19 protein-coding genes are annotated in these 18,841 nt (G+C 68.6%); 10 read left to right on the plus strand and 9 right to left on the minus strand.

The genetic code is table 11. The features are described from left to right. Nucleotide 1 precedes the first annotated feature (1 nt). Together gatA and gatC are read right to left on the minus strand one after the other, a co-directional pair. Nucleotides 2-1,504, minus strand: coding sequence for an Asp-tRNA(Asn)/Glu-tRNA(Gln) amidotransferase subunit GatA (gene gatA / locus DTPSY_RS01140; protein ID WP_012655330.1), 1,503 nt, complete (start codon nt 1,502-1,504; stop codon nt 2-4). Nucleotides 1,505-1,514: 10 nt separating this feature from the next. Next, entirely contained in the window at nt 1,515-1,814 is a 300-nt protein-coding gene (gene gatC, locus DTPSY_RS01145) for an Asp-tRNA(Asn)/Glu-tRNA(Gln) amidotransferase subunit GatC (RefSeq protein WP_012655331.1), read from the minus strand. 205 nt (nt 1,815-2,019) lie between these two features. Here gatC and DTPSY_RS01150 point away from each other — a divergent pair, with 205 nt between their 5' ends. From DTPSY_RS01150 to mrdA, 4 genes are read left to right on the plus strand one after another with little or no spacing between them, the layout of a single operon-like run. After that, nucleotides 2,020-3,063, plus strand: coding sequence for a rod shape-determining protein (locus DTPSY_RS01150; protein ID WP_012655332.1), 1,044 nt, complete (start codon nt 2,020-2,022; stop codon nt 3,061-3,063). A 29-nt stretch (nt 3,064-3,092) separates the two neighbouring features. Beyond that, nucleotides 3,093-4,010, plus strand: a complete 918-nt coding sequence (gene mreC / locus DTPSY_RS01155) for a rod shape-determining protein MreC (RefSeq protein ID WP_012655333.1) — start codon at nt 3,093-3,095, stop codon at nt 4,008-4,010. Further along, the gene (gene mreD, locus DTPSY_RS01160) at nt 4,007-4,528 is read left to right on the plus strand and encodes a rod shape-determining protein MreD (protein WP_012655334.1); all 522 of its coding nucleotides are present in this window, start codon (nt 4,007-4,009) and stop codon (nt 4,526-4,528) included. Before mreC ends, mreD begins: the two co-directional genes overlap by 4 nt. Before the next feature lie 27 nt (nt 4,529-4,555). Further along, nucleotides 4,556-6,496: a penicillin-binding protein 2 gene (mrdA, locus tag DTPSY_RS01165; RefSeq protein ID WP_012655335.1), complete on the plus strand. Its 1,941-nt coding sequence runs from the start codon at nt 4,556-4,558 to the stop codon at nt 6,494-6,496. Between the two features lie 16 nt (nt 6,497-6,512). On the opposite strand, the gene DTPSY_RS01170 is transcribed toward mrdA, so the two are convergent. The 7 genes from DTPSY_RS01170 to DTPSY_RS01200 all read right to left on the minus strand — a co-directional run bounded on the left by DTPSY_RS01170 (nt 6,513) and on the right by DTPSY_RS01200 (nt 13,753). After that, entirely contained in the window at nt 6,513-7,412 is a 900-nt protein-coding gene (locus tag DTPSY_RS01170; protein ID WP_012655336.1) for a DMT family transporter, read from the minus strand. Nucleotides 7,413-7,544: 132 nt separating this feature from the next. Next, the gene (locus tag DTPSY_RS01175; RefSeq protein ID WP_011803710.1) at nt 7,545-8,297 is read right to left on the minus strand and encodes an amino acid ABC transporter ATP-binding protein; all 753 of its coding nucleotides are present in this window, start codon (nt 8,295-8,297) and stop codon (nt 7,545-7,547) included. Next, nucleotides 8,294-9,076, minus strand: coding sequence for an amino acid ABC transporter permease (locus tag DTPSY_RS01180; RefSeq protein WP_011803711.1), 783 nt, complete (start codon nt 9,074-9,076; stop codon nt 8,294-8,296). The genes DTPSY_RS01175 and DTPSY_RS01180 overlap by 4 nt, the downstream gene beginning before the upstream one ends. A 39-nt stretch (nt 9,077-9,115) precedes the next feature. Beyond that, entirely contained in the window at nt 9,116-9,877 is a 762-nt protein-coding gene (locus tag DTPSY_RS01185) for an ABC transporter substrate-binding protein (RefSeq protein ID WP_012655337.1), read from the minus strand. Between the two features lie 165 nt (nt 9,878-10,042). Further along, nucleotides 10,043-10,963 (minus strand): arginase, encoded by a 921-nt coding sequence (gene rocF, locus DTPSY_RS01190; RefSeq protein WP_012655338.1) that lies wholly within the window; start codon nt 10,961-10,963, stop codon nt 10,043-10,045. A 37-nt stretch (nt 10,964-11,000) separates the two neighbouring features. Next, the gene (locus DTPSY_RS01195; protein ID WP_012655339.1) at nt 11,001-11,759 is read right to left on the minus strand and encodes a sulfite exporter TauE/SafE family protein; all 759 of its coding nucleotides are present in this window, start codon (nt 11,757-11,759) and stop codon (nt 11,001-11,003) included. A 299-nt stretch (nt 11,760-12,058) separates the two neighbouring features. After that, nucleotides 12,059-13,753 (minus strand): GMC family oxidoreductase, encoded by a 1,695-nt coding sequence (locus tag DTPSY_RS01200; RefSeq protein ID WP_012655340.1) that lies wholly within the window; start codon nt 13,751-13,753, stop codon nt 12,059-12,061. Between the two features lie 335 nt (nt 13,754-14,088). Between DTPSY_RS01200 and DTPSY_RS01205 the strand changes: the two genes are divergently transcribed. The 6 genes from DTPSY_RS01205 to DTPSY_RS01230 all read left to right on the plus strand — a co-directional run bounded on the left by DTPSY_RS01205 (nt 14,089) and on the right by DTPSY_RS01230 (nt 18,840). Further along, complete coding sequence (locus DTPSY_RS01205; protein ID WP_012655341.1) at nt 14,089-15,207, plus strand: MlaE family ABC transporter permease; 1,119 nt, start codon at nt 14,089-14,091, stop codon at nt 15,205-15,207. A 2-nt stretch (nt 15,208-15,209) separates the two neighbouring features. After that, nucleotides 15,210-16,052: an ABC transporter ATP-binding protein gene (locus DTPSY_RS01210; protein ID WP_012655342.1), complete on the plus strand. Its 843-nt coding sequence runs from the start codon at nt 15,210-15,212 to the stop codon at nt 16,050-16,052. Then, nucleotides 16,052-17,029: an MlaD family protein gene (locus tag DTPSY_RS01215; protein WP_012655343.1), complete on the plus strand. Its 978-nt coding sequence runs from the start codon at nt 16,052-16,054 to the stop codon at nt 17,027-17,029. The genes DTPSY_RS01210 and DTPSY_RS01215 overlap by 1 nt, the downstream gene beginning before the upstream one ends. A 17-nt stretch (nt 17,030-17,046) precedes the next feature. Next, nucleotides 17,047-17,724 carry an ABC-type transport auxiliary lipoprotein family protein gene (locus tag DTPSY_RS01220; RefSeq protein ID WP_041838773.1) on the plus strand — a complete coding sequence of 226 codons (678 nt, stop codon included), beginning with the start codon at nt 17,047-17,049 and terminating at the stop codon, nt 17,722-17,724. Nucleotides 17,725-17,969: 245 nt separating this feature from the next. Continuing rightward, nucleotides 17,970-18,185, plus strand: a complete 216-nt coding sequence (locus DTPSY_RS01225; protein WP_011803720.1) for a CsbD family protein — start codon at nt 17,970-17,972, stop codon at nt 18,183-18,185. A 76-nt stretch (nt 18,186-18,261) separates the two neighbouring features. Then, nucleotides 18,262-18,840 (plus strand): hypothetical protein, encoded by a 579-nt coding sequence (locus DTPSY_RS01230; protein ID WP_012655346.1) that lies wholly within the window; start codon nt 18,262-18,264, stop codon nt 18,838-18,840. Nucleotide 18,841 lies beyond the last annotated feature (1 nt).

Genomic DNA, 18,841 nt, shown 5'->3' on the forward strand with positions numbered 1-18,841 from the left:
GTCAGATGCCCTCCGGCGCACGGAGGTGGAAGTCGGTCGCCTGCTGCAGGCGGTGCGCGGCGTTCAGCAGGCGGCCCTCCTGGAAGTAGTTGCCGATGAGCTGCAGGCCCACGGGCATGCCGCCCGCGCCAAAGCCGGCGGGCACGCTCATGCCGGGCAGGCCGGCCAGCGATGCGGGCAGGGTGAAGATGTCGGCCAGGTAGTCGGCCAGCGGGTCGTTGCCGTGCTCGCCGAGCTTCCAGGCCACGCTGGGCGCCACGGGGCCGGCGATCAGGTCGCAATCCTTGAAGGCGTTCTGGAAGTCGTCCGCGATCATGCGGCGGATCTTCTGCGCCTGCAGGTAGTAGGCATCGTAGTAGCCGTGCGAGAGCACGTAGGTGCCGATCATGATGCGGCGCTTGACCTCGTCGCCGAAGCCTTCGGCGCGGGTCTTCTTGTACATGTCCACGAGGTCGGCGTAGTCCTTGGCGCGGTGGCCGAACTTCACGCCGTCAAAGCGCGAGAGGTTGGACGACGCCTCGGCCGGCGCAATGATGTAGTACACGGGGATCGACAGCTCCGTGCGCGGCAGGCTGATGGGCACCAGCTTTGCGCCCAGCTTCTCGTACTCCTTGAGTGCCGCATCGACAGCGGCGCGCACGTCGCCCGCCAGGCCGTCGCCGAAGAACTCGGCCGGGATACCGATGCGCAGGCCGTCGATGGAGTCATTCAGCTTGGCGCTGAAATCCTCGGCCGGCACGTCCAGGCTGGTGGAGTCGCGGTCGGGGTCGGGGCCGCACATGGCCGACAGCAGCAGCGCGCAGTCCTCGGCCGAGCGGGCCATCGGGCCGGCCTGGTCCAGGCTGGAGGCGAAGGCGATCATGCCGTAGCGGCTGGCGCGGCCGTAGGTGGGCTTGATGCCGGTGACGCCGCAAAACGATGCCGGCTGGCGGATGGAACCGCCGGTGTCCGTGCCGGTGACGGCCGGCGCTAGGCGCGCGGACACGGCCACGGCGCTGCCGCCCGAGGAGCCGCCGGGGATGCGGCTGGTGTCCCAGGGGTTGCGCACCGGTGCGGGGGCGTCGTAGCCCACGGGCGCCACGGCGGAGTTTTCGTTGGCCGAGCCCATGGCGAACTCGTCGCAGTTGAGCTTGCCCAGGGTCACGCAGCCGGCATCGGCCAGGCGAGTGACCACGGTGGCGTCGAACGGCGACTGGTAACCAGCCAGCATCTTCGAGCCGGCGGTGCTGGGGAAGTCGCGGGTGACGAAGATGTCCTTGTGCGCGATCGGCACGCCGGCCAGCGGGGCAGCCGTGCCGGCGGCGAGGGCCGCGTCCTGCGCGCGGGCCTGCGCCAGGGTGGCGTCCTCGTTCATGGCGACGTAGGCGCCCAGGTTCAGGTGCTGGCGTGCGCGGGCCAGGAAATGCTGCGCAGCCTCGACGGCCGAGACCTGTTTGCTGCGCAGTGCGCTGGTCAGCTGTGCGATGCCCAGGTCGTGGAGTTCGGAGGAGGGGGTGTTGCTCATGCTGTCGTCCTCACTCGATGACCTTGGGCACCAGGAACAGGCCGCGCTCGACGGCCGGCGCGCTGCGCTGGTTGGCCTCGCGCTGGTCGGGCTCGCTGGCCACGTCCTCGCGCAGGCGCAGCTGCACATCCCGCACCACCGCCACCGGGTGCGACAGGGGGGCGATGCCATGGGTATCCACAGCCTGCATCTTCTCGACGATGCCGAAAAAACCGTTGAGTTGCGTGAGCATGCGCTCACTTTCGCCGGGGCTCAGTTCGAGCCGGGCCAGATTGGCGATGCGGCCGATATCCTGGGGTGTCAGTGCCATAGGGAAGAGGGACGGGCGGAAACCAGATGTAAAGCGGCTTTCCGGGCTCCGCCAGGGGGAGTTATTCACAGGGGATGCGTTATTATCCCGGCTTTGCCGCTAGACCTCCATATTGCCGGTCATAGTGCGAAAAAAGCCAACAAACACCCCGTAATATCCGGCGACGGCAGGCCGACGTGCATGCCGTGCCTGAGAGGACCCCTGCATGTTCGGAGCTTTCCGTCGGTACTTCTCCACCGACCTGGCCATTGACCTTGGCACAGCCAACACCCTGATCTTCGCCCGCGACAAGGGCATCGTGCTCGACGAGCCCTCCGTCGTCGCCATCCGCCACGAGGGCGGCCCGCACGGCAAGAAAGTGATCCAGGCCGTGGGCCACGAGGCCAAGGCCATGCTGGGCAAAGTGCCTGGCAACATCGAGGCCATCCGCCCGATGAAGGACGGCGTGATTGCCGATTTCGTGATCACCGAGCAGATGATCAAGCAGTTCATCAAGATGGTGCATCCCCGCTCGGTGCTCACGCCCAGCCCGCGCATCATCATCTGCGTGCCCTGCGGCTCCACCCAGGTGGAGCGCCGCGCCATCAAGGACGCGGCCGAAGCGGCCGGCGCCACCGCCGTGTACCTGATCGAAGAGCCCATGGCCGCCGGTATCGGCGCGGGCCTGCCGGTGTCCGAGGCCTCTGGCTCCATGGTGGTGGACATCGGCGGCGGCACCACCGAGGTCGGCGTGATTTCGCTGGGCGGCATGGTCTACAAGGGCAGCGTGCGCGTGGGTGGCGACAAGTTCGACGAATCCATCATCAATTACATCCGCCGCAACTACGGCATGCTGATCGGCGAGCCGACGGCCGAGGCCATCAAGAAGAACATCGGCTCTGCCTTCCCTGGCTCCGAGGTCAAGGAGATGGAGGTCAAGGGCCGCAACCTCTCCGAGGGCGTGCCGCGCAGCTTCACCATCTCGTCCAACGAGGTGCTGGAGGCCCTGACCGAGCCGCTCAACCAGATCGTCTCCGCCGTCAAGAACGCGCTGGAGCAGACCCCGCCGGAGCTGGGCGCCGACATTGCCGAGCGCGGCATGATGCTCACCGGCGGCGGCGCGCTGCTGCGCGACCTGGACCGTTTGCTGGCCGAGGAAACCGGCCTGCCCGTATTGGTGGCCGAGGAGCCCCTGACCTGCGTGGTGCGCGGCTGCGGCATCGCGCTGGAGCGCATGGACCGCCAGGGCAGCATCTTCACCAGCGACTGAGTCCGAACCGCGCCTGACGAGCTGTCCGCATGCCACTGGGAACCCTGGACCGTTCGGCGCCGACGCTGTTCAAGCAGGGGCCATCGCCGCTCTCCCGCCTCACCCTCTACAGCGCCCTGGCGCTGTTTTTGATGGTGGCGGACGCACGCTTTCACCTGACAGAGCCGCTGCGCAAGGCCGTGTCCACGGCGCTGTACCCGCTGCAGTGGCTGATGCTGCAGCCGGTGGAGTTCGCGGACAAGGGGGCTGGATATTTCCAGTCGCTGCAGGCCGCACAGCAGGGCATGGACGACGCGCAGCGCACCATGGCGCAAATGTCGGTGCGCGCCGGCGAGGCCGAGCAGCTGCTGCGCGAGAACGCCGAGCTGCGCCAGTTGCTGGCACTGCGCGAGCGCCTGACCACCGAGGCCACGGCCGCGCAAGTGATTTATGACACGGCAGACCCCTATACGCGGCGTGTGATGGTGGACCGTGGGCAGCTGGCAGGCGTGGAGCCGGGCTCGCCGGTGATGGATGCCTCGGGGGTGCTGGGGCAGGTCACACGCGTGTTCCCCATGCTCAGCGAAGTCACACTGCTCATCGACCGCGACCAGGCCATTCCTGTGCTCAACCTGCGCACCGGTGCACGCAGCGTGGCCTACGGCGACCCGGTGGCCGGGCATGGCGGAGGCATGGAGCTGCGCTTCACGCCGGGCAATGCGGATGTGCAGGAAGGCGACCTGCTCACCACCAGCGGCGTGGACGGCCTGTACCCCGCGGGCCTGCCGGTTGCGCGCGTGCTGCGCGTGGAGCGGCGTGCCGACTCCGCCTTTGCGCGCATCTACTGCGCTCCCGTGGCGCAGATGTACGGAGCGCGCCATGTGATGGTGCTCAAGCCGGTGGTGGCCGACCTGCCACCGCGCCCCGAACCTGCGCCGGCGGCGCCCAAGCGCGGGGGCCGCAAATGATCATGCCCAAGGGCCAGCAGCTGCTGCTGCCCGTGAACCCGGTCTTCATCGCTGCCAGCCTGGTGGCCGCGCTGGCGCTGAACATGCTGCCACTGGGCCGCGTGGTCTGGACGCCCGACTGGGTCATGGTGCTGCTCGTGTTTTGGGGCATGCACCAGCCGCAGCGCGTGGGGCTGGGGGTGGCTTTCCTCATGGGGCTGTGCCTGGATGTGTACCAGTCTGCCCTGCTGGGCCAGCATGCGCTGGTGTACTGCCTGCTGATGTTCGGCGCGCAATACACGCACCGCCGGCTGCTGTGGTTCGGCCCGCTGCTGCAGGCGTTGCAACTGCTGCCGTTGTTCTTTGCGGCCCATGCGCTTGAACTGCTGCTGCGCGTAGCCATCGGCGGGGGCATCCTGCCGGGTTTCGAAGGCCTGGTGGCACCGCTGCTGGAGGCCACCCTCTGGCCGCTGGCCAGCTGGGTGCTGCTGGCGCCCCAGCGCCGCCCGCCCGACCGCGATGAAAACCGGCCGCTGTGAGCGCGCAGGGGTGAAGGGCCGCCGCGGATGACCGAACTGCGCAATGCCGAGGCCGATGTCTGGCACTTTCGCCTGCGCGTGTTCGTCGTGGGCGTGGTGGTGCTGCTGGCATTCCTGCTGATCGTTGCGCGCCTGGTGGTGCTGCAGGTGGTGCGTCACGAGGACCTCGCGGACCAGGCCGAGAGCAACCGCACGGCGGTCGTGCCCATCGTGCCCAACCGCGGCCTCATCCTGGACCGCAACGGCGTGGTGCTGGCCACCAACTACTCGGCATACACGCTGGAGATCACGCCCTCGCGGACCATGGACCTGGAGGCGACGATCGACGCGCTGGCCGAGGTCGTGGACATCCAGCCGCGCGACCGGCGCCGCTTCAAGCGTCTGCGCGAGGAGTCGCGCAGCTTCGACTCCCTGCCCATTCGCACACGGCTGTCGGACGAAGAGGTGGCGCGCTTTGCGGCGCAGCGCTACCGCTTCCCCGGCGTGGACATCAAGGCGCGGCTGTTTCGCAACTACCCGCTGGGCGAGGTGGCGAGCCACGCCATCGGCTACATCGGCCGCATCAACCAGCGCGAAAAGGAGCGCATCGAGGACTCGGACGATGCGGCCAACTACCGCGGCACGGACTACATCGGCAAGCTGGGGGTGGAGCAGAGCTTCGAATCCACGCTCCACGGCCAGACGGGGTTCGAGCGCATGGAGACCTCGGCCGGCGGGCATGCCGTGCGGCGCCTGAACAGCCATCCGGCGACGCCGGGCAACACGGTGATGCTGTCGCTGGACATCAAGCTGCAAAAGCTGATCGAGGACATGTTCGGCGAGCGCCGCGGCGCTCTGGTAGCGCTGGACCCGCGCAACGGCGAGGTGCTGGCGCTGGTGTCCAAACCCACGTTCGACCCCAACCTGTTCGTCGAGGGCATCGACCAGGAAAACTGGCAGGCGCTCAACGAGTCCATCAACAAGCCGCTGCTCAACCGCGCGCTGCGCGGCACCTACCCTCCCGGCTCCACCTACAAGCCCTTCATGGCGCTGGCCGCGCTGGAGCTGGGCAAGCGCACGGCGGGGCAGGTGTTCAACGACCCGGGCTATTACAACTATGGCGGGCGCACCTTCCGCAGCCATGAAGGCGGCCTGGGCGGCGTGGACATGCACCGCGCCATCCAGTATTCGAGCAACACCTATTTCTATTCGCTGGCCGTGGAGATGGGTGTGGACGCCATCCACGACTTCATGAAGCCGCTGGGCTTCGGGCAGATCACCGGCATCGACCTCGGGGGCGAAGTGCGCGGCGTGCTGCCCAGCACCGAGTGGAAGCGCAACACCTACAAGCGCCCGGAGGCCAAGCGCTGGTACTCGGGCGAGACAGTGTCGCTGGGCATCGGCCAGGGCTACAACAACTTCACCATGCTGCAGCTGGCCGTGGCCGAGGCCACGCTGGCCAACGGCGGCACCCGCCACCGTCCGCACCTGATCAAGGCCGTGAAAGACCAGGTGGGCGGGCAGGTGACCGAGGTGCAGCAGCCCCCCGGCGAGCGCCTGGGCTACAACCCCAAGCATGTGGCGATCGTGAACAACGCGCTGATGGCCGTGAACCAGGCGGGCACGGGGCGGCGTGTGTTCGCGGGCGCGCCCTACACCTCGGCGGGCAAAACCGGTACGGCGCAGGCGGTGAGCCTGGGGCAGAACGTGCGGTACAACGCCAAGCTGCTGGAGGAGCACCAGCGCGACCACTCCCTTTTTGCCGCGTTCGCACCCGTGGAGGAGCCCCGCATCGCCGTGGCCGTGATCGTGGAGAACGCGGGCTTTGGCGCGGCGGCGGCGGCGCCCATCGTGCGCCGCGTGTTCGACTACTGGCTGCTGGGCCAGTACCCGAGCGAGCAAGACCTGGCGGCCGTCTCCAAGGGGCAGGCCGGTGCTCCCATGGGCACGCCGCGCAACGTGGCGGACGTGCCGCTCGCGATGCCCTGAGGGCTCTTGCGCCCGATCAGGGCGCGGAAGGACGCGCCAGTGCGCGCGGCGGCGGCAACTGGCTCACCACCAGTGCACAGACAATCAGCGCCGCGCCCGCCAGGCCGGCCGCGCCCAGGCGCTCGCCAATCAGCAGCCAGGCCGTGGCGGCGGCAAACACCGGCTCCAGCCCGAAGACGATGGCGCTGCGCATGGCATCCACGCGCTGCTGGCCCCAGGCCTGCAGCGTCACCACCAGCACGCTGGCCACCACGCCCAGGTAGGCCAGCGCCGTCAGCGCGTGCGCCGGCAGGTCCGCCAGGGCCTGCAGCGTCGTGGCGACCTCGCCATGGCGCGCGAGCAGCAGCACGCTGGCCGCGGCGAACATCACCAGCGCCTGCACCGCCGCCATGCGTGTGGCGCGCAGCGGCCGGGCCGCCGTGCGGCGCGCGCATTCCTCCAGCGTAAGGATGTAGATGGCATAGAACAGCGTGCTGGCGAGCGTCAGCGTGTCGCCCAGGTTCCACGGCTCGTTCTCGTGGAACATCAGCACCATGCCGGCCAACGCCATGGCGCAGGCCGCCCACAGCGCGGCGCCATAGCGCCGGCCCAGCACGGCCATGGCCAACAGCGGCACCACCAGCACGTTCAGCCCGGTGACGAACGCATTGCGGTTGCTGCTGGTGCGCGCCAGCCCCTCGATTTGCAGCCAGAACGCGAGGAACAGCAGGGCGCCCAGCAGCAGACCCCAGCGCAGTTCCGTGCGCCGCAGACCGCGCCACAGCGGCGCCAGGACCAGCAGCGCAATCGCGAAGCGGGCCCAGATGATCTGCAGCGCATCCAGGTGCGCGGACATCATCTTCATCGCGGGAAAGGTGGTGCCCCAGACGGCGACCACCAGCAGGAGGGCCAGCAGGCCCTGGCGTTCGGAACGCATGGCTTCTTCAAAAATGAGAGCTGGTGGCGCTAGTCTCAAAAGGATTTCGATATGTTTTCATATCGAAACCCAAGTACATCAAGCGCTGGCAGCTATGGTTTTATAAGCGGCCGCACCGTGCCGCCCGGCGGGTCAGTGGCTCATGCGCCCGATGAAGGAGCGGATGCGGTCGTTGGCCGGGTTGGAGAAGAACTCGGCCGGCGGCGCATCGTGGGCAATGCAGCCCTGGTCGAAGAACATCACGCGGTCGGCCACCTCGCGCGCGAAGCCCATCTCGTGCGTGACCACGATCATCGTCATGCCGCCGCGCGCCAGCTCGCGCATCACGTCCAGCACCTCCTGCACCATCTCGGGATCGAGGGCGCTGGTGGGCTCGTCGAACAGCATCACCTTCGGTGCCATGGCCAGCGCGCGCGCAATCGCCACGCGCTGCTGCTGGCCGCCCGACAACTGCCAGGGGTACTTGTGCGCATGGTCCTGCATGCCCACGCGCTTGAGCAGGGCCATGGCCTTGTCGTTGGCCTCGCGGCGCGACGTGTGGCGGATGCGGCGCGGCGCCAGCGTCACGTTGTCCAGCACCGTCATGTGGCCGAACAGGTTGAACTGCTGGAACACCATGCCCACCTCGCTGCGCTGCAGCTGCAGCGTGCGCGGGTCGTCGGTGACCTCCACGCCGTCGATGGTGATGCTGCCGCTGTCGTGCGGCTCCAGGCGGTTGATGGCGCGCAGCAGCGTGGACTTGCCCGAGCCCGAGGCGCCGATGATCACGGTGACCTCGCCCGTGCGGAACACGGTGGACACGCCCTTGAGCACCTCGTGGCTGCCGAAGGCCTTGCGCACGTCCTTGCACACGATGTAGGGATTGGCGGAAGCGGCGTGGCTCATTTCACACGCCCTTCGACGTCAAAGCGGTACTCGATGGCATGCGTGACCTGCGTCACCAGCGTGGTCAGGATCAGGTAGGTGATGGCCACCGTGGTCAGCGTGGCCACGGGCTGGAAGGTGGCGGACTGGATGCGGTTGCCCACGTTGGTCAGCTCCACCACGCCGATGGCGTAGGCGAGCGACGAGTCCTTGAGCAGCGCTACGAAGTTGCTCACCAGCGGCGGCAGCGCGATCTTGAAGGCCTGGGGGAACACGACGTCAAAGAACACGTGCGTGCGCGACAGGCCCAATGCACGCGCCGCCTCCGTCTGACCGCGCGGCACGGCCAGCAGGCCGGCGCGGATCGCCTCGGCGTTGTAGGCGCCCACGTTCAGGCCCAGCGCCACCACGGCGGCGGCGAAGTCGGGCAGGTTCAGGCCCGGCACCAGCACGGGCAGCGCGAAGTACACGAACAGGATCTGCACCAGCAGCGGCGTGCCGCGGATGGCCCAGATGTAGAAGCTGGCCACCCAGCGCAGCCAGGCCAGGCGCGAGGTGCGCGCCAGCGCCGCGGCCGTGCCCAGCAGCAGGCCCACGGTGCCGCTGACCAGCGTCAGGTACAGCGTGGTGAGCGCGCCTTCGGAGAAGAGCTCCGCGTTGGAGCCGATGGGCTCAGGAAAGAAGGAGAGGAACTGGCCGAGCAGGGCGAGGACCAGCGCCATCAACACCAAAGCCGCCACCAGCGTTGCATTGCTGCGCTGGGTGCGGCTCCAGTGTGCGGGCCAGAGAGCGAGAAGCATGGGCAAAGCGGGCCGGACCCGCAGGCCCGGCGCAGTCGGTTACTTGCAGGTGACGTCTTCTTGGAAGTACTTCTGGGAGATCTTGCCCACAGTGCCGTCGGCGATCGCTTCCTTCAGCGCCTTGTTCCAGGCGTCGGCCAGGCCCTGGTTGCCCTTGGAGACGGCGGAGGCCACCTGCTCCACGAACAGCATGTCGCCCGTGCGGAAGCCCGCCTTGGGCGCCTTGGCCAGCATTTCCTTGGCCACGAAGCGGTCGGTCACCCAGGCGTCCACGCGCTTGGACGCCAGGGCGTTGCGCGCGGCTTCGTCGGTGGGGAAGTTCTTCACGTCCTTCACGCCGGGCACCTTCTTCACGGCGTCCAGATAGGTGGTGCCGGTCTGCACGGCCACCACCTTGCCATTCAGGTCGGCGGCCTTGGCCACCTCGGGCTTCATCGACACGATGATGCCGCCCGAGCAGTAGTGCGGCAGCGTGAAGGTCACGGCCTTGGAGCGCTCGTCGGTGATGGCGTGCGAGGCGATCACCAGGTCCCACCGGTCCTGGGCCAGGCCGGTCAGCAGCGCGTCGAAGCCGACGGTCTTCCACTCGTACTTCAGGCCCATCTTCTTGACCACGGCCTCGGCCACTTCGATCTCGTAGCCCGTGAGCTGCTTGCCCTTGAAGAAGTTGAACGGCGCGTACTGCCCCTCGGAGCCGAGGATGATGGTGCCGCTCTTCTGGATTTCTTCCAGGGGACGCGCCTGCACGACAACGGCGGCGCACAGCGCCACAGCAGTGGCCAGGGTCTTGAACATCTTCATAGGGAGTTCCTGCTTGCTTCAGGTACAAAAAATCCGGCATTGCGGATCACAAGCCGGAAACCAACGCCTGCGCAAGAAGCCCGGGTAAGGGCGGCGTCACGAGGCGGTCACATTATAGAGAGCGGCCCCTGGTGCGCCGCATTGACGCAAACCCGGGGGCCAGGGTCATTGCGGGCGCATCAGCGTGGACTTGCCGAACAGGCTCTCCAGCAGGTCCACGGCCAGCTCGGCCGTCTGGTTGCGCACGTCCAGCGCGGGGTTCAGCTCCACCAGGTCCGCCGAGCCGAGCGCGCCGCAGTCGGCCAGCATCTCCATGCACAGCTGGGTCTCGCGGTAGGTCGGGCCGCCGCGCACGCCGGTGCCCACGCCCGGGGCCACCGATGGGTCCAGGCAATCCATGTCGAAGCTCACGTGCAGGTGCGTGTCCTGGTCCACGTCGGCCAGCGCGGCCTGCATCACCGCGCGCATGCCCAGCTCGTCGATGGTGCGCATGTCGTACACCTCGATGCCGTGCTCGTTGACGAAGCGCTTCTCGGTGGCGTCCACGCTGCGCACGCCGATCAGCGTGATCTGGCCGGACTGCAGCGCCGGCGGCGCATCGGGGCCGGCCAGGCGCGTGAGCTGCGCCGGGCCGTGGCCCAGCAGGCACGCCACAGGCATGCCGTGCAGGTTGCCGCTGGGGGAGGACTCGGGGGTGTTGGCGTCCGCGTGCGCGTCGAACCACAGCACCTTCAGCCGCCGCCCGCGCGCGCGGCAGTGCTGCGCCACGGCGCTGATGGAGCCGATGGCCAGGCAGTGGTCGCCGCCCATGAGCAGCGGCAACTGGCCCGCCTGCAGCGCGGCGTGCGTGGCCTCGTACACCGCCCGGTTCCAGGCCGCGACCTCGGCCAGGTGGCGAAAGCCGCTGGCGGGCTCGGCCTGCGGGTTGCCGGGGCCGGCCAGGTTGCCCTGGTCGCGCACGTCGAAGCCGCGTGCCTGCATGGCCCGCGCGATGCCCGCGATGCGCAGCGCGTCGGGGCCCATGCTGGCGCCCAGCACGCTGGCGCCCACGTCGGTGGGGGCGCCGATCAGGGTCAGGGTCGTCATCGGGTCTCTCCTTGCCAGTGAATGCGGGTGGATCGGGTCAGCGCAGGAACGCGTCGTAGCCGGTCTTCAGGATCAGCATGCCCACCACCAGGATGAAGATGCCGCGCACGAAGCCCGCGCCGTGCTTCAGCGCCAGGTGGGCGCCGAGCAGGCTGCCCACCACGTTGGCCACGGCTAGCGGCAGCGCGAAGTGCCACCAGACATGGCCCTTGGCCGTGAACAGGATCAGCGCGGCCACGTTGGTGGCGAGGTTCAGCAGCTTGGCGGACACCGACGCGTTCAGGAAATCGTAGCCCAGCACGCGCACGAAGAGAAACACGAAGAAACTGCCCGTGCCGGGGCCGAAGAAGCCGTCGTAGAAACCGATGGTCACGCCGATGGCGCAGGCCGCCAGGGTTTCACGCCCTGCAGCCAGGCGCGGCGCGTGGTGGCGCCCCAGGTCCTTGCGCGCCAGGGTGTAAATCAGCAGCGCCACCAGCACCAGCGGCAGCAGCTTGCGCAGGAAATCGGCGGAGATCAGCGTCACCACCCAGGCGCCGGCGAACGCGCCGACGAATCCCGCGAGCGCCGCCGGCAGCATGGCACGCCAGCGCATCTGCACGCGGCGGCTGTACTGCCAGGTGGCGATGCCCGTGCCCCAGATGGCGGCACTCTTGTTGGTGCCCATCAGCGTGGCCGGCGGCGCGGTGGGAAACGTGGCGAACAGGGCGGGCAGCAGGATCAGGCCGCCCCCGCCGACGATTGCGTCCACGAAGCCGGCCAGCAGCGAGGCCAGCGAGACGATGATCCATTCCATGGGCGCGATTGTCGCACCGCTACCGCTACGGAATCAGTAGCTGCTTGCGCCCAACCTGCGGGCGCTGGGGCCACTTTTGCTGAAAGTCTCGACAAATAAAAAGGCACCCGGGTTGCGGGTGCCTTGTGAAGGGGCATCTCGTTGCGGATGCCTGATTGGATGGTTGATGTTCTTGTGTTAGGGCTGTTGTCTCCTCGGTCCCCTCGGTTGGCGTGCCGAGGCGCGCTTCGAGTGCATGGACTGTAATAAAACGCACCCCGTTGGTGCATTGGTGGTTTCCCGCACCTGCTGCCACTGGTTCAAACTGGGGCACGCGCCTCGCTGCGAATCCATTGGGCGGCCATCTCGGCCATCATCAGCGTGGGTGCATTGGTATTGCCGCTGGTGATGGTGGGCATGGCGCCCGCGTCCACCACGCGCAGGCCGGCCACCACGCCGCCGCGGCCGTCGCGCACGCGCAGGCGCGCATCCAGCACGGCCTGCGGATCGTCCAGCCGGCCCATGCGCGTAGTGCCCACGGGGTGGAAGATGGTGGTGGCGATATCGCCCGCCAGCCGGGCGAGGTCTTCGTCGCTCTGGTACTGCGGGCCGGGCTTGTATTCCTCGGGCTGGTAGGGAGCCAGTGCGGGCTGGGCCACGATGCGGCGCGTGACGCGCAGGCTGTCGGCGGCCACCTGGCGGTCCTCGGGCGTGGACAGGTAGTTGGGAGCGATGGCGGGCGCGGTGCGGAAGTCCGGGCTCTTGATCTGGATGGTTCCGCGGCTGGTGGGGTTCAGGTTGCACACGCTGGCCGTGAAGGCCGGGAAACGGTGCAGCGGCTCGCCGAAGGCCTCCAGCGACAGGGGCTGCACGTGGTACTCAAGGTTGGGGTGCGGCAGGTCCGGCTGGCTGCGTGTGAAGGCGCCCAGTTGCGACGGTGCCATGCTCATCGGACCGCTGCGCTTGAAGGCGTATTCCAGTCCGATCCTGGCCTTGCCCAGCAGGTTGCCCGCCAGCATGTTCAGTGTGGGCACGCCCTGCACCTTGTACACGGCGCGGATCTGCAGGTGGTCCTGCAGGTTGGCGCCCACGCCGGGCAGGTCGGCCTGTATGTCGATACCGTGCCGCTGCAGCAACGCGCCGGGGCCGATGCCCGACAGCTGCAGAATCTGTGGCGAGTTCACCGCGCCGGCGCTCAGGATCACCTCCTGCTGCGCGTGGGCCGTGACCATTTCCTCGCCGGTCCACACCTGCACGCCGGTGCAGCGCAGGCTGCCGTCCGGCTGACGGTCCAGTATCAGGCGCGTCACCTGGGCCGAGGTCCACATCTCGAAATTGGGCCGCCCGTAGCAGGTGGGGCGCAGGAAGGCCTTGGCCGTGTTCCAGCGCCAGCCGTTCTTCTGGTTGACCTCGAAATAGCCCACGCCCTCGTTGGTGCCGCGGTTGAAGTCGTCGGTGGCGGGAATGCCGGCCTGCTGCGCGGCCTGGGCGAAGGCGTCGAGGATGTCCCAGCGCAGGCGTTGCTTTTCCACGCGCCACTCGCCCGAGCTGCCCGTGGACTTGCTGCCGTGCAGGCGCTTGAAGTTCTCGTTCACGCCCTCGGGCTGGTCCAGGCGCCAGTGGTCCTCGTGGCGGCGAAAGGCCGGCAGCACACTGTCCCAGCGCCAGGCGTCGTCGCCCGTGATCTGCGCCCACTGGTCGTAGTCGCGCGCCTGGCCGCGCATGTAGATCATGCCGTTGATGCTGCTGCAGCCGCCCAGTACCTTGCCGCGCGGGTAGCGCAGGCTGCGGCCGTTCAGGCCGGTGTCGGCCTCGGTGTGATAGAGCCAGTCGGTGCGCGGGTTGCCGATGCAATACAGGTAGCCCACGGGAATGTGGATCCAGTGGTAGTCGTCCCTGCGGCCGGCCTCCACGAGCAGCACACGGTTCTTGGGGTCTGCGCTGAGCCGGTTGGCCAGCAGGGCGCCGGCGGTGCCGCCGCCGATGATGATGTAGTCGAAAGTGGTGTCGCTCATGGATGCCGATCGCACGTCAGGGAAGGAGCGCAACGCGCCAGCGCCGGGGCTGCCGCAGTGCAGCAATCGATTGTGCGATTCGGCATTCGGGTGTCGAGAGGGAAACCCCGCTGCGCTACGTTTTTTGATAGTGGCAGCGCGCGCTGCGGGTGCGTCACGGCCGGTTTTTGATGTTTTTTCAAGCGCCGGCGGGCCTCGCTTTTGCCACGCGCCAATCTGTGGAATGATGCGCCGCGTCAGCCCCGTGCGCGGCGCGGCCGCCGGAATATGCAAAACTGCGGGTGCCGCCAGTGGCGCCGGCGCCAGCCGGTCGCCCGGCCTCTTTCCCGACCACCATGCCCGTCACCCACCCTCCATCGGTCGTGCAGGACCACGCTGCCAGGCCCCTTGCCCAGCCGCAGGGCGAGTGGGTGGCCGCGGCTTTTGCTGACCGCCGGGCCTGGCGGCGGGTGGCGGCGCAGCTCAAGGACTGCGGTCCCGGCGTTGCCTGGAGCCTGCAAGGCGTGCAGCGTCTGGACCACGTGGGCGCGCAGATCCTGTGGAACCACTGGGGCCGCGCCTGGCCCGAGCAGCTGGAACTGACCGAGAACCAGCGTGAGATGCTGGAGCGCGTGGCGCAGTACACCACCCCCTGCGAGCCCCCCGCGCCTTGGCGCCTGGGCGACCAGGTGGACCGCCTGGGCGTGCTGGTGCTGCACGCGCTGGACCATGTGCGCCATCTGGTGATATTGGTGGGCCAGCTGGTGCTGGACGTACTGCGCCTGCTGCGCAACCCGCGGCGCGGGCCCTGGCGCGACATCTCGGGCCACCTGTACCGCATGGGCGCCACGGCGCTGCCCATCACGGCACTGGTGGGCTTCCTGATCGGCGTGGTGCTCGCCTATCTCATGTCGCTGCAGTTGCGGCAGTTCGGCGCCGAAGCGTTTATCGTGAACATCCTGGGCATCTCGCTGATCCGCGAGTTGGGGCCCATGCTGGGCGCCATCCTCGTGGCGGGGCGATCGGGCTCGGCCATCACCGCGCAGATCGGCGTGATGCGCGTCACCGAGGAGCTGGACGCCATGCGCGTCATGGGCATACCGCACGGTTTTCGCCTGGTGATGCCGCGTGCGCTGGCGCTGGCGCTGGCCATGCCCCTGGTGGCCCTGTGGACCACGCTGGCGGCGCTGGCGGGCGGCATGCTGGCTGCGGACCTGACCATGGGCATCTCGTCGGCCTACTTCGCGCAGGCCCTGCCTGCCGCCGTGAATGTGTCCAACCTGTGGCTGGCGATGTCCAAGTCGGTGGTGTTCGGCGTGTTCATCGCGCTCATCGGCTGCCACTGGGGGCTGCGCGTCAAGCCCAACACCCAGAGCCTGGGCGAGGGCACCACGGCCTCGGTGGTGAGCGCCATCACCATGGTGATCATCGTGGACGCGCTGTTCGCCGTCGCCTTCAAGAACGTGGGTTTCTAGCCATGGATGCCACCCGCCCCGCCGCAGACGCCGACACCCGGGCCGTGGTTGAGCCGCCGGTGGTGGACATCCGCGGCCTGGCCACGGTGTTCGGCCGGGGTGACGAAGCGTTCACGGTGCACGACGACCTGCAGCTCACCGTGCAGCGCGGCGAGATCCTCTCGCTCGTGGGAGGCTCGGGCACCGGCAAGACGGTGTTGCTGCGCCACATCCTGGGGCTCACGCGGCCCACACGCGGCAGTGTGGAGGTGCTGGGCCGCTCGGCGGCTGAGCTGGTCGGCGGCGAGCGCGCCAGCAGCCGCGTGGGCATGCTGTTCCAGCACGGGGCGCTGTTCTCGGCCTTCAACGTGCTGGACAACATTGCTTTCGCGCTGCGCGAGCTGGGCACGCTGCCACCCGCGCTGGTCAACGACGCGGCCATGGTCAAGCTGCGCCTGGCGGGGCTCAAGCCCGAGCACGCCACGCGCATGCCGGCGGACCTCTCGGGCGGCATGATCAAGCGCGTGGCCCTGGCGCGCGCGCTCATCATGGACCCGCCGCTGCTGCTGCTGGACGAGCCCACGGCGGGGCTGGACCCGAGCAGTTCCGACGAGTTCTGCGCGCTGCTGCGCGAGCTGCATGCGGCGCTGGGCCTCACGGTGATCATGGTCACGCACGACCTGGATACCCTGTACGCCCTGTCCACGCGCGTGGCCGTGCTGGCCGACCGGCGCGTCATCGTCACCGGCACGCCGCAGGAGGTCGCGCGCTTCGACCATCCCTTCATTCACCACTTTTTTCTCGGAGAACGCGGCCGCCGTGCCATGGCCCAGCCGCCCGCCGCTTCTTCGTCCAAGGAAGCCTGATGGAAAACAAGTCCCATGCCCTGGCCGCAGGCATTTTCGTGATCGCCGTGGCGGCGCTGCTGGCCGGCCTCGGCATGTGGCTCACGCGCGACCAGACCGATTACCAGCTCTACGAGCTGTCCAGCAAGGACAGCGTGAGCGGCCTGCAGCCCCAGGCAGCCGTGCGCTACAAGGGCGTGGCCGTAGGCAAGGTCACGCACATCGGTTTTGACCCGCAGGTCGCGGGCAACGTGCTGATCCGTATCGCCGTGAATGCGGACGCGCCCATCAGCCCCACCACCTTCGCCACGCTGGGCTACCAGGGCGTGACGGGCCTGGCTCATGTGCAGCTGGACGACGCGGAGGCGCCGCTGCCCGCGCCGCCGCCGGGCGCCAGCGGGCTGCCGCGCCTGCCGCTGCACAGCTCCTCGTTCAGCCAACTGGCCGAGCAGGGCCCGGCCATCCTGGGCCAGGTGCAGGAGGCCACGCAGCGCATCAACACCCTGCTGGGCGACGAGAACCAGCAGCGCTTTTCCACAGCACTGAAGCAGTTGGGCGACGCGGCGGGCAGCATCGACCAGCTCGCGCGCCGCCTGGACAACACCGTGACCACCCGGCTGGACCCCGCGCTGGCGGGCGTGCCGCCGCTGGTGCAGGACACGCAGCAGACCCTGCAGGCGCTGCGCCAGGCGGGCAGCAGCGCGGCCACGGCCGCCAACGACGTCAGCCAGGCCATCCGCACGCTGCAGGCCGAGGGCGGCGCGCTCGACGAGATCGCCGCGGGCGCCAAGTCGCTGGCCGGCGCGGCCGACCGCTTCGGCCGCGTCACGCTGCCGCGCATCAACCATGCGGCCGACGAGACCGCGCGCGCCGCGCGCCGCCTGGGCCGCACGGCCTCGGGCATCAACGACAACCCGCAGTCGCTCATCTATGGACCAGGCCGCTCGGCCGCGGGGCCCGGCGAGCCCGGTTTCACCGCTCCCGCAGCGCAGCCCTGACGCATTGCAAGGACCTTATGATGACTATCAAAATGATAGCTGTTGGCGCTCACCAGATAAGCGTTAAAGCCATTTTTGGCTTCACATTTATGGCGCTGATGGCGGGCTGCTCCATCCTCCCCGAGCCGCCGGTGCGCGCCGATGTGTACGACTTCGGCCCCGGTCCCTTGCAGGCGCCGGGCCCCGCGGCCAGCGCGCCGCTGCCGCCGATCGCGCTGGCCGAGGTGACCGCCACGGGCCTGCCCGAGGGCAGCACCGCGCTGCTGTACCGGCTGGCCTATACCAACGCCCAGCAACTGCGCCCCTACACCCAGGCGCGCTGGAGCCTGCCACCCGCCGTGCTGCTGCACCAGGCGGTGCGCGAGCGCCTGGGCCAGCGCCGCGCGGTGCTCTCAGGCGACGACGGCATGGCCGTGTTGCTGGAGCGCGGCCGCATGCCCAGCGTGCTGCGCCTGGAACTGGAGGAGTTCAGCCATGTGTTCGGCGCGCCCCAGGCGAGCGCCGGCCTGGTGCGTGTGCGCGCCGTGCTGGCCGACGCGAGCACCGCGGGTGAGACGCTGGTCACGCAGCGGGTGTTCGTGGCGCGGCGCGATGCCGCCACGCCCGATGCCGCCGGCGGCGCCAAGGCCCTGGCCGATGCGGCGGCCCAGGTGGCCGAGGAGCTGGCCGCATGGGTGGAGCAGTCCGGCCGCTGAGCGCCTGCGCCTTTCCCACCCCCAGAGACATGCTGCGCATGTCTCTTTTTTTTTGCCCACCGCGCACCGGCGACGGGGCGGAGGCCTACATGCCGCTGTCGCCCTGGGCTGACGCGGCTTGCGTGCGCGCACCGACGCGCTGCCGCCGGGCACCTGCCTAGAGTCCATTCATCGCCTCGCAATGCCCGGCGCTGTACAGGGGCCAGGCAGGCGATCCCTCAACAACCGCCACAGGAGAGTGACGTATGAACGAAGACCGCATTGAAGGCAACTGGAAGCAGTTCAAGGGCAAAGTGAAGGAGCAATGGGGCAAGCTGACCGACGACGACCTGGACGTCATCGCCGGCAAGCGCGACCAGCTGCTGGGCAAGCTGCAGGAGCGCCACGGGCTGGCCCGGGAGGCAGCCGAGGAACAGCTCAAGGGCTGGGAACAGCGCAACCCCGACTTCCGCTACGACTGACGCAACGCGCCGCAGGGGCACGACTCGCGCGCCCTGCGGGATCCAATTTCCATCACATTCATCTGGAGGACATTCCATGAAAAACGCACGCAATCTTCTGGCCCTGGCGGCCGCTGCCCTGATGGCCACTTCGGGCATGGCCATGACCAAGGAGGAATACAACGCCGGCAAGGACCGCATCGGCGCTGACTACAAGGCCGCCAAGGCGCAGTGCGACACCCTGCAGGGCAACGCCAAGGACGTCTGCATGAAGGAGGCCAAGGGCCGCGAGAAGGTGGCCAAGGCCGAGTTGGAAGCCCAGTACAAGCCCAGCGACAAGGCCACCTACAACGTGAACGAGGCCCGTGCCGACGCTGACTATGAAGTGGCCAAGGAAAAATGCGACGACCAGAAGGGCGACGCCAAGGACATTTGCGTGAAGGACGCCAAGGCCGCCCATGTGGCCGCCAAGGAAAATGCCAAGGTGCAGCGCGCGCAGGCCAAGCCCGCCGACTCCACCGCCGAGAAGCGCGCCGATGTCGCAGAGGCCAAGAAGGACGCCGCAGAGGCCCAGCGCGAAGCCAACTACAAGGCTGCGAAGGAGCGCTGCGACACCATGAGCGGTGACGCCAAGGACAAGTGCGTGGCCGATGCCAAGCGCACCCACGGCCAATAAA

It is taken from the genome of [Acidovorax] ebreus TPSY (genome assembly GCF_000022305.1).
Classification (GTDB): Bacteria; Pseudomonadota; Gammaproteobacteria; order Burkholderiales; family Burkholderiaceae_C; genus Diaphorobacter; species Diaphorobacter nitroreducens.

Excerpts from the sequence above, each read along its gene's own strand:
- gatA (WP_012655330.1), bottom strand. The coding sequence starts at position 1,504 with ATGAGCAACACCCCCTCCTCCGAACTCCACGACCTGGGCATCGCACAG.
- gatC (WP_012655331.1), bottom strand. The coding sequence starts at position 1,814 with ATGGCACTGACACCCCAGGATATCGGCCGCATCGCCAATCTGGCCCGG.
- DTPSY_RS01150 (WP_012655332.1), top strand. The coding sequence starts at position 2,020 with ATGTTCGGAGCTTTCCGTCGGTACTTCTCCACCGACCTGGCCATTGAC.
- mreC (WP_012655333.1), top strand. The coding sequence starts at position 3,093 with ATGCCACTGGGAACCCTGGACCGTTCGGCGCCGACGCTGTTCAAGCAG.
- mreD (WP_012655334.1), top strand. The coding sequence starts at position 4,007 with ATGATCATGCCCAAGGGCCAGCAGCTGCTGCTGCCCGTGAACCCGGTC.
- mrdA (WP_012655335.1), top strand. The coding sequence starts at position 4,556 with ATGACCGAACTGCGCAATGCCGAGGCCGATGTCTGGCACTTTCGCCTG.
- DTPSY_RS01170 (WP_012655336.1), bottom strand. The coding sequence starts at position 7,412 with ATGCGTTCCGAACGCCAGGGCCTGCTGGCCCTCCTGCTGGTGGTCGCC.
- DTPSY_RS01175 (WP_011803710.1), bottom strand. The coding sequence starts at position 8,297 with ATGAGCCACGCCGCTTCCGCCAATCCCTACATCGTGTGCAAGGACGTG.
- DTPSY_RS01180 (WP_011803711.1), bottom strand. The coding sequence starts at position 9,076 with ATGCTTCTCGCTCTCTGGCCCGCACACTGGAGCCGCACCCAGCGCAGC.
- DTPSY_RS01185 (WP_012655337.1), bottom strand. The coding sequence starts at position 9,877 with ATGAAGATGTTCAAGACCCTGGCCACTGCTGTGGCGCTGTGCGCCGCC.
- rocF (WP_012655338.1), bottom strand. The coding sequence starts at position 10,963 with ATGACGACCCTGACCCTGATCGGCGCCCCCACCGACGTGGGCGCCAGC.
- DTPSY_RS01195 (WP_012655339.1), bottom strand. The coding sequence starts at position 11,759 with ATGGAATGGATCATCGTCTCGCTGGCCTCGCTGCTGGCCGGCTTCGTG.
- DTPSY_RS01200 (WP_012655340.1), bottom strand. The coding sequence starts at position 13,753 with ATGAGCGACACCACTTTCGACTACATCATCATCGGCGGCGGCACCGCC.
- DTPSY_RS01205 (WP_012655341.1), top strand. The coding sequence starts at position 14,089 with ATGCCCGTCACCCACCCTCCATCGGTCGTGCAGGACCACGCTGCCAGG.
- DTPSY_RS01210 (WP_012655342.1), top strand. The coding sequence starts at position 15,210 with ATGGATGCCACCCGCCCCGCCGCAGACGCCGACACCCGGGCCGTGGTT.
- DTPSY_RS01215 (WP_012655343.1), top strand. The coding sequence starts at position 16,052 with ATGGAAAACAAGTCCCATGCCCTGGCCGCAGGCATTTTCGTGATCGCC.
- DTPSY_RS01220 (WP_041838773.1), top strand. The coding sequence starts at position 17,047 with ATGATGACTATCAAAATGATAGCTGTTGGCGCTCACCAGATAAGCGTT.
- DTPSY_RS01225 (WP_011803720.1), top strand. The coding sequence starts at position 17,970 with ATGAACGAAGACCGCATTGAAGGCAACTGGAAGCAGTTCAAGGGCAAA.
- DTPSY_RS01230 (WP_012655346.1), top strand. The coding sequence starts at position 18,262 with ATGAAAAACGCACGCAATCTTCTGGCCCTGGCGGCCGCTGCCCTGATG.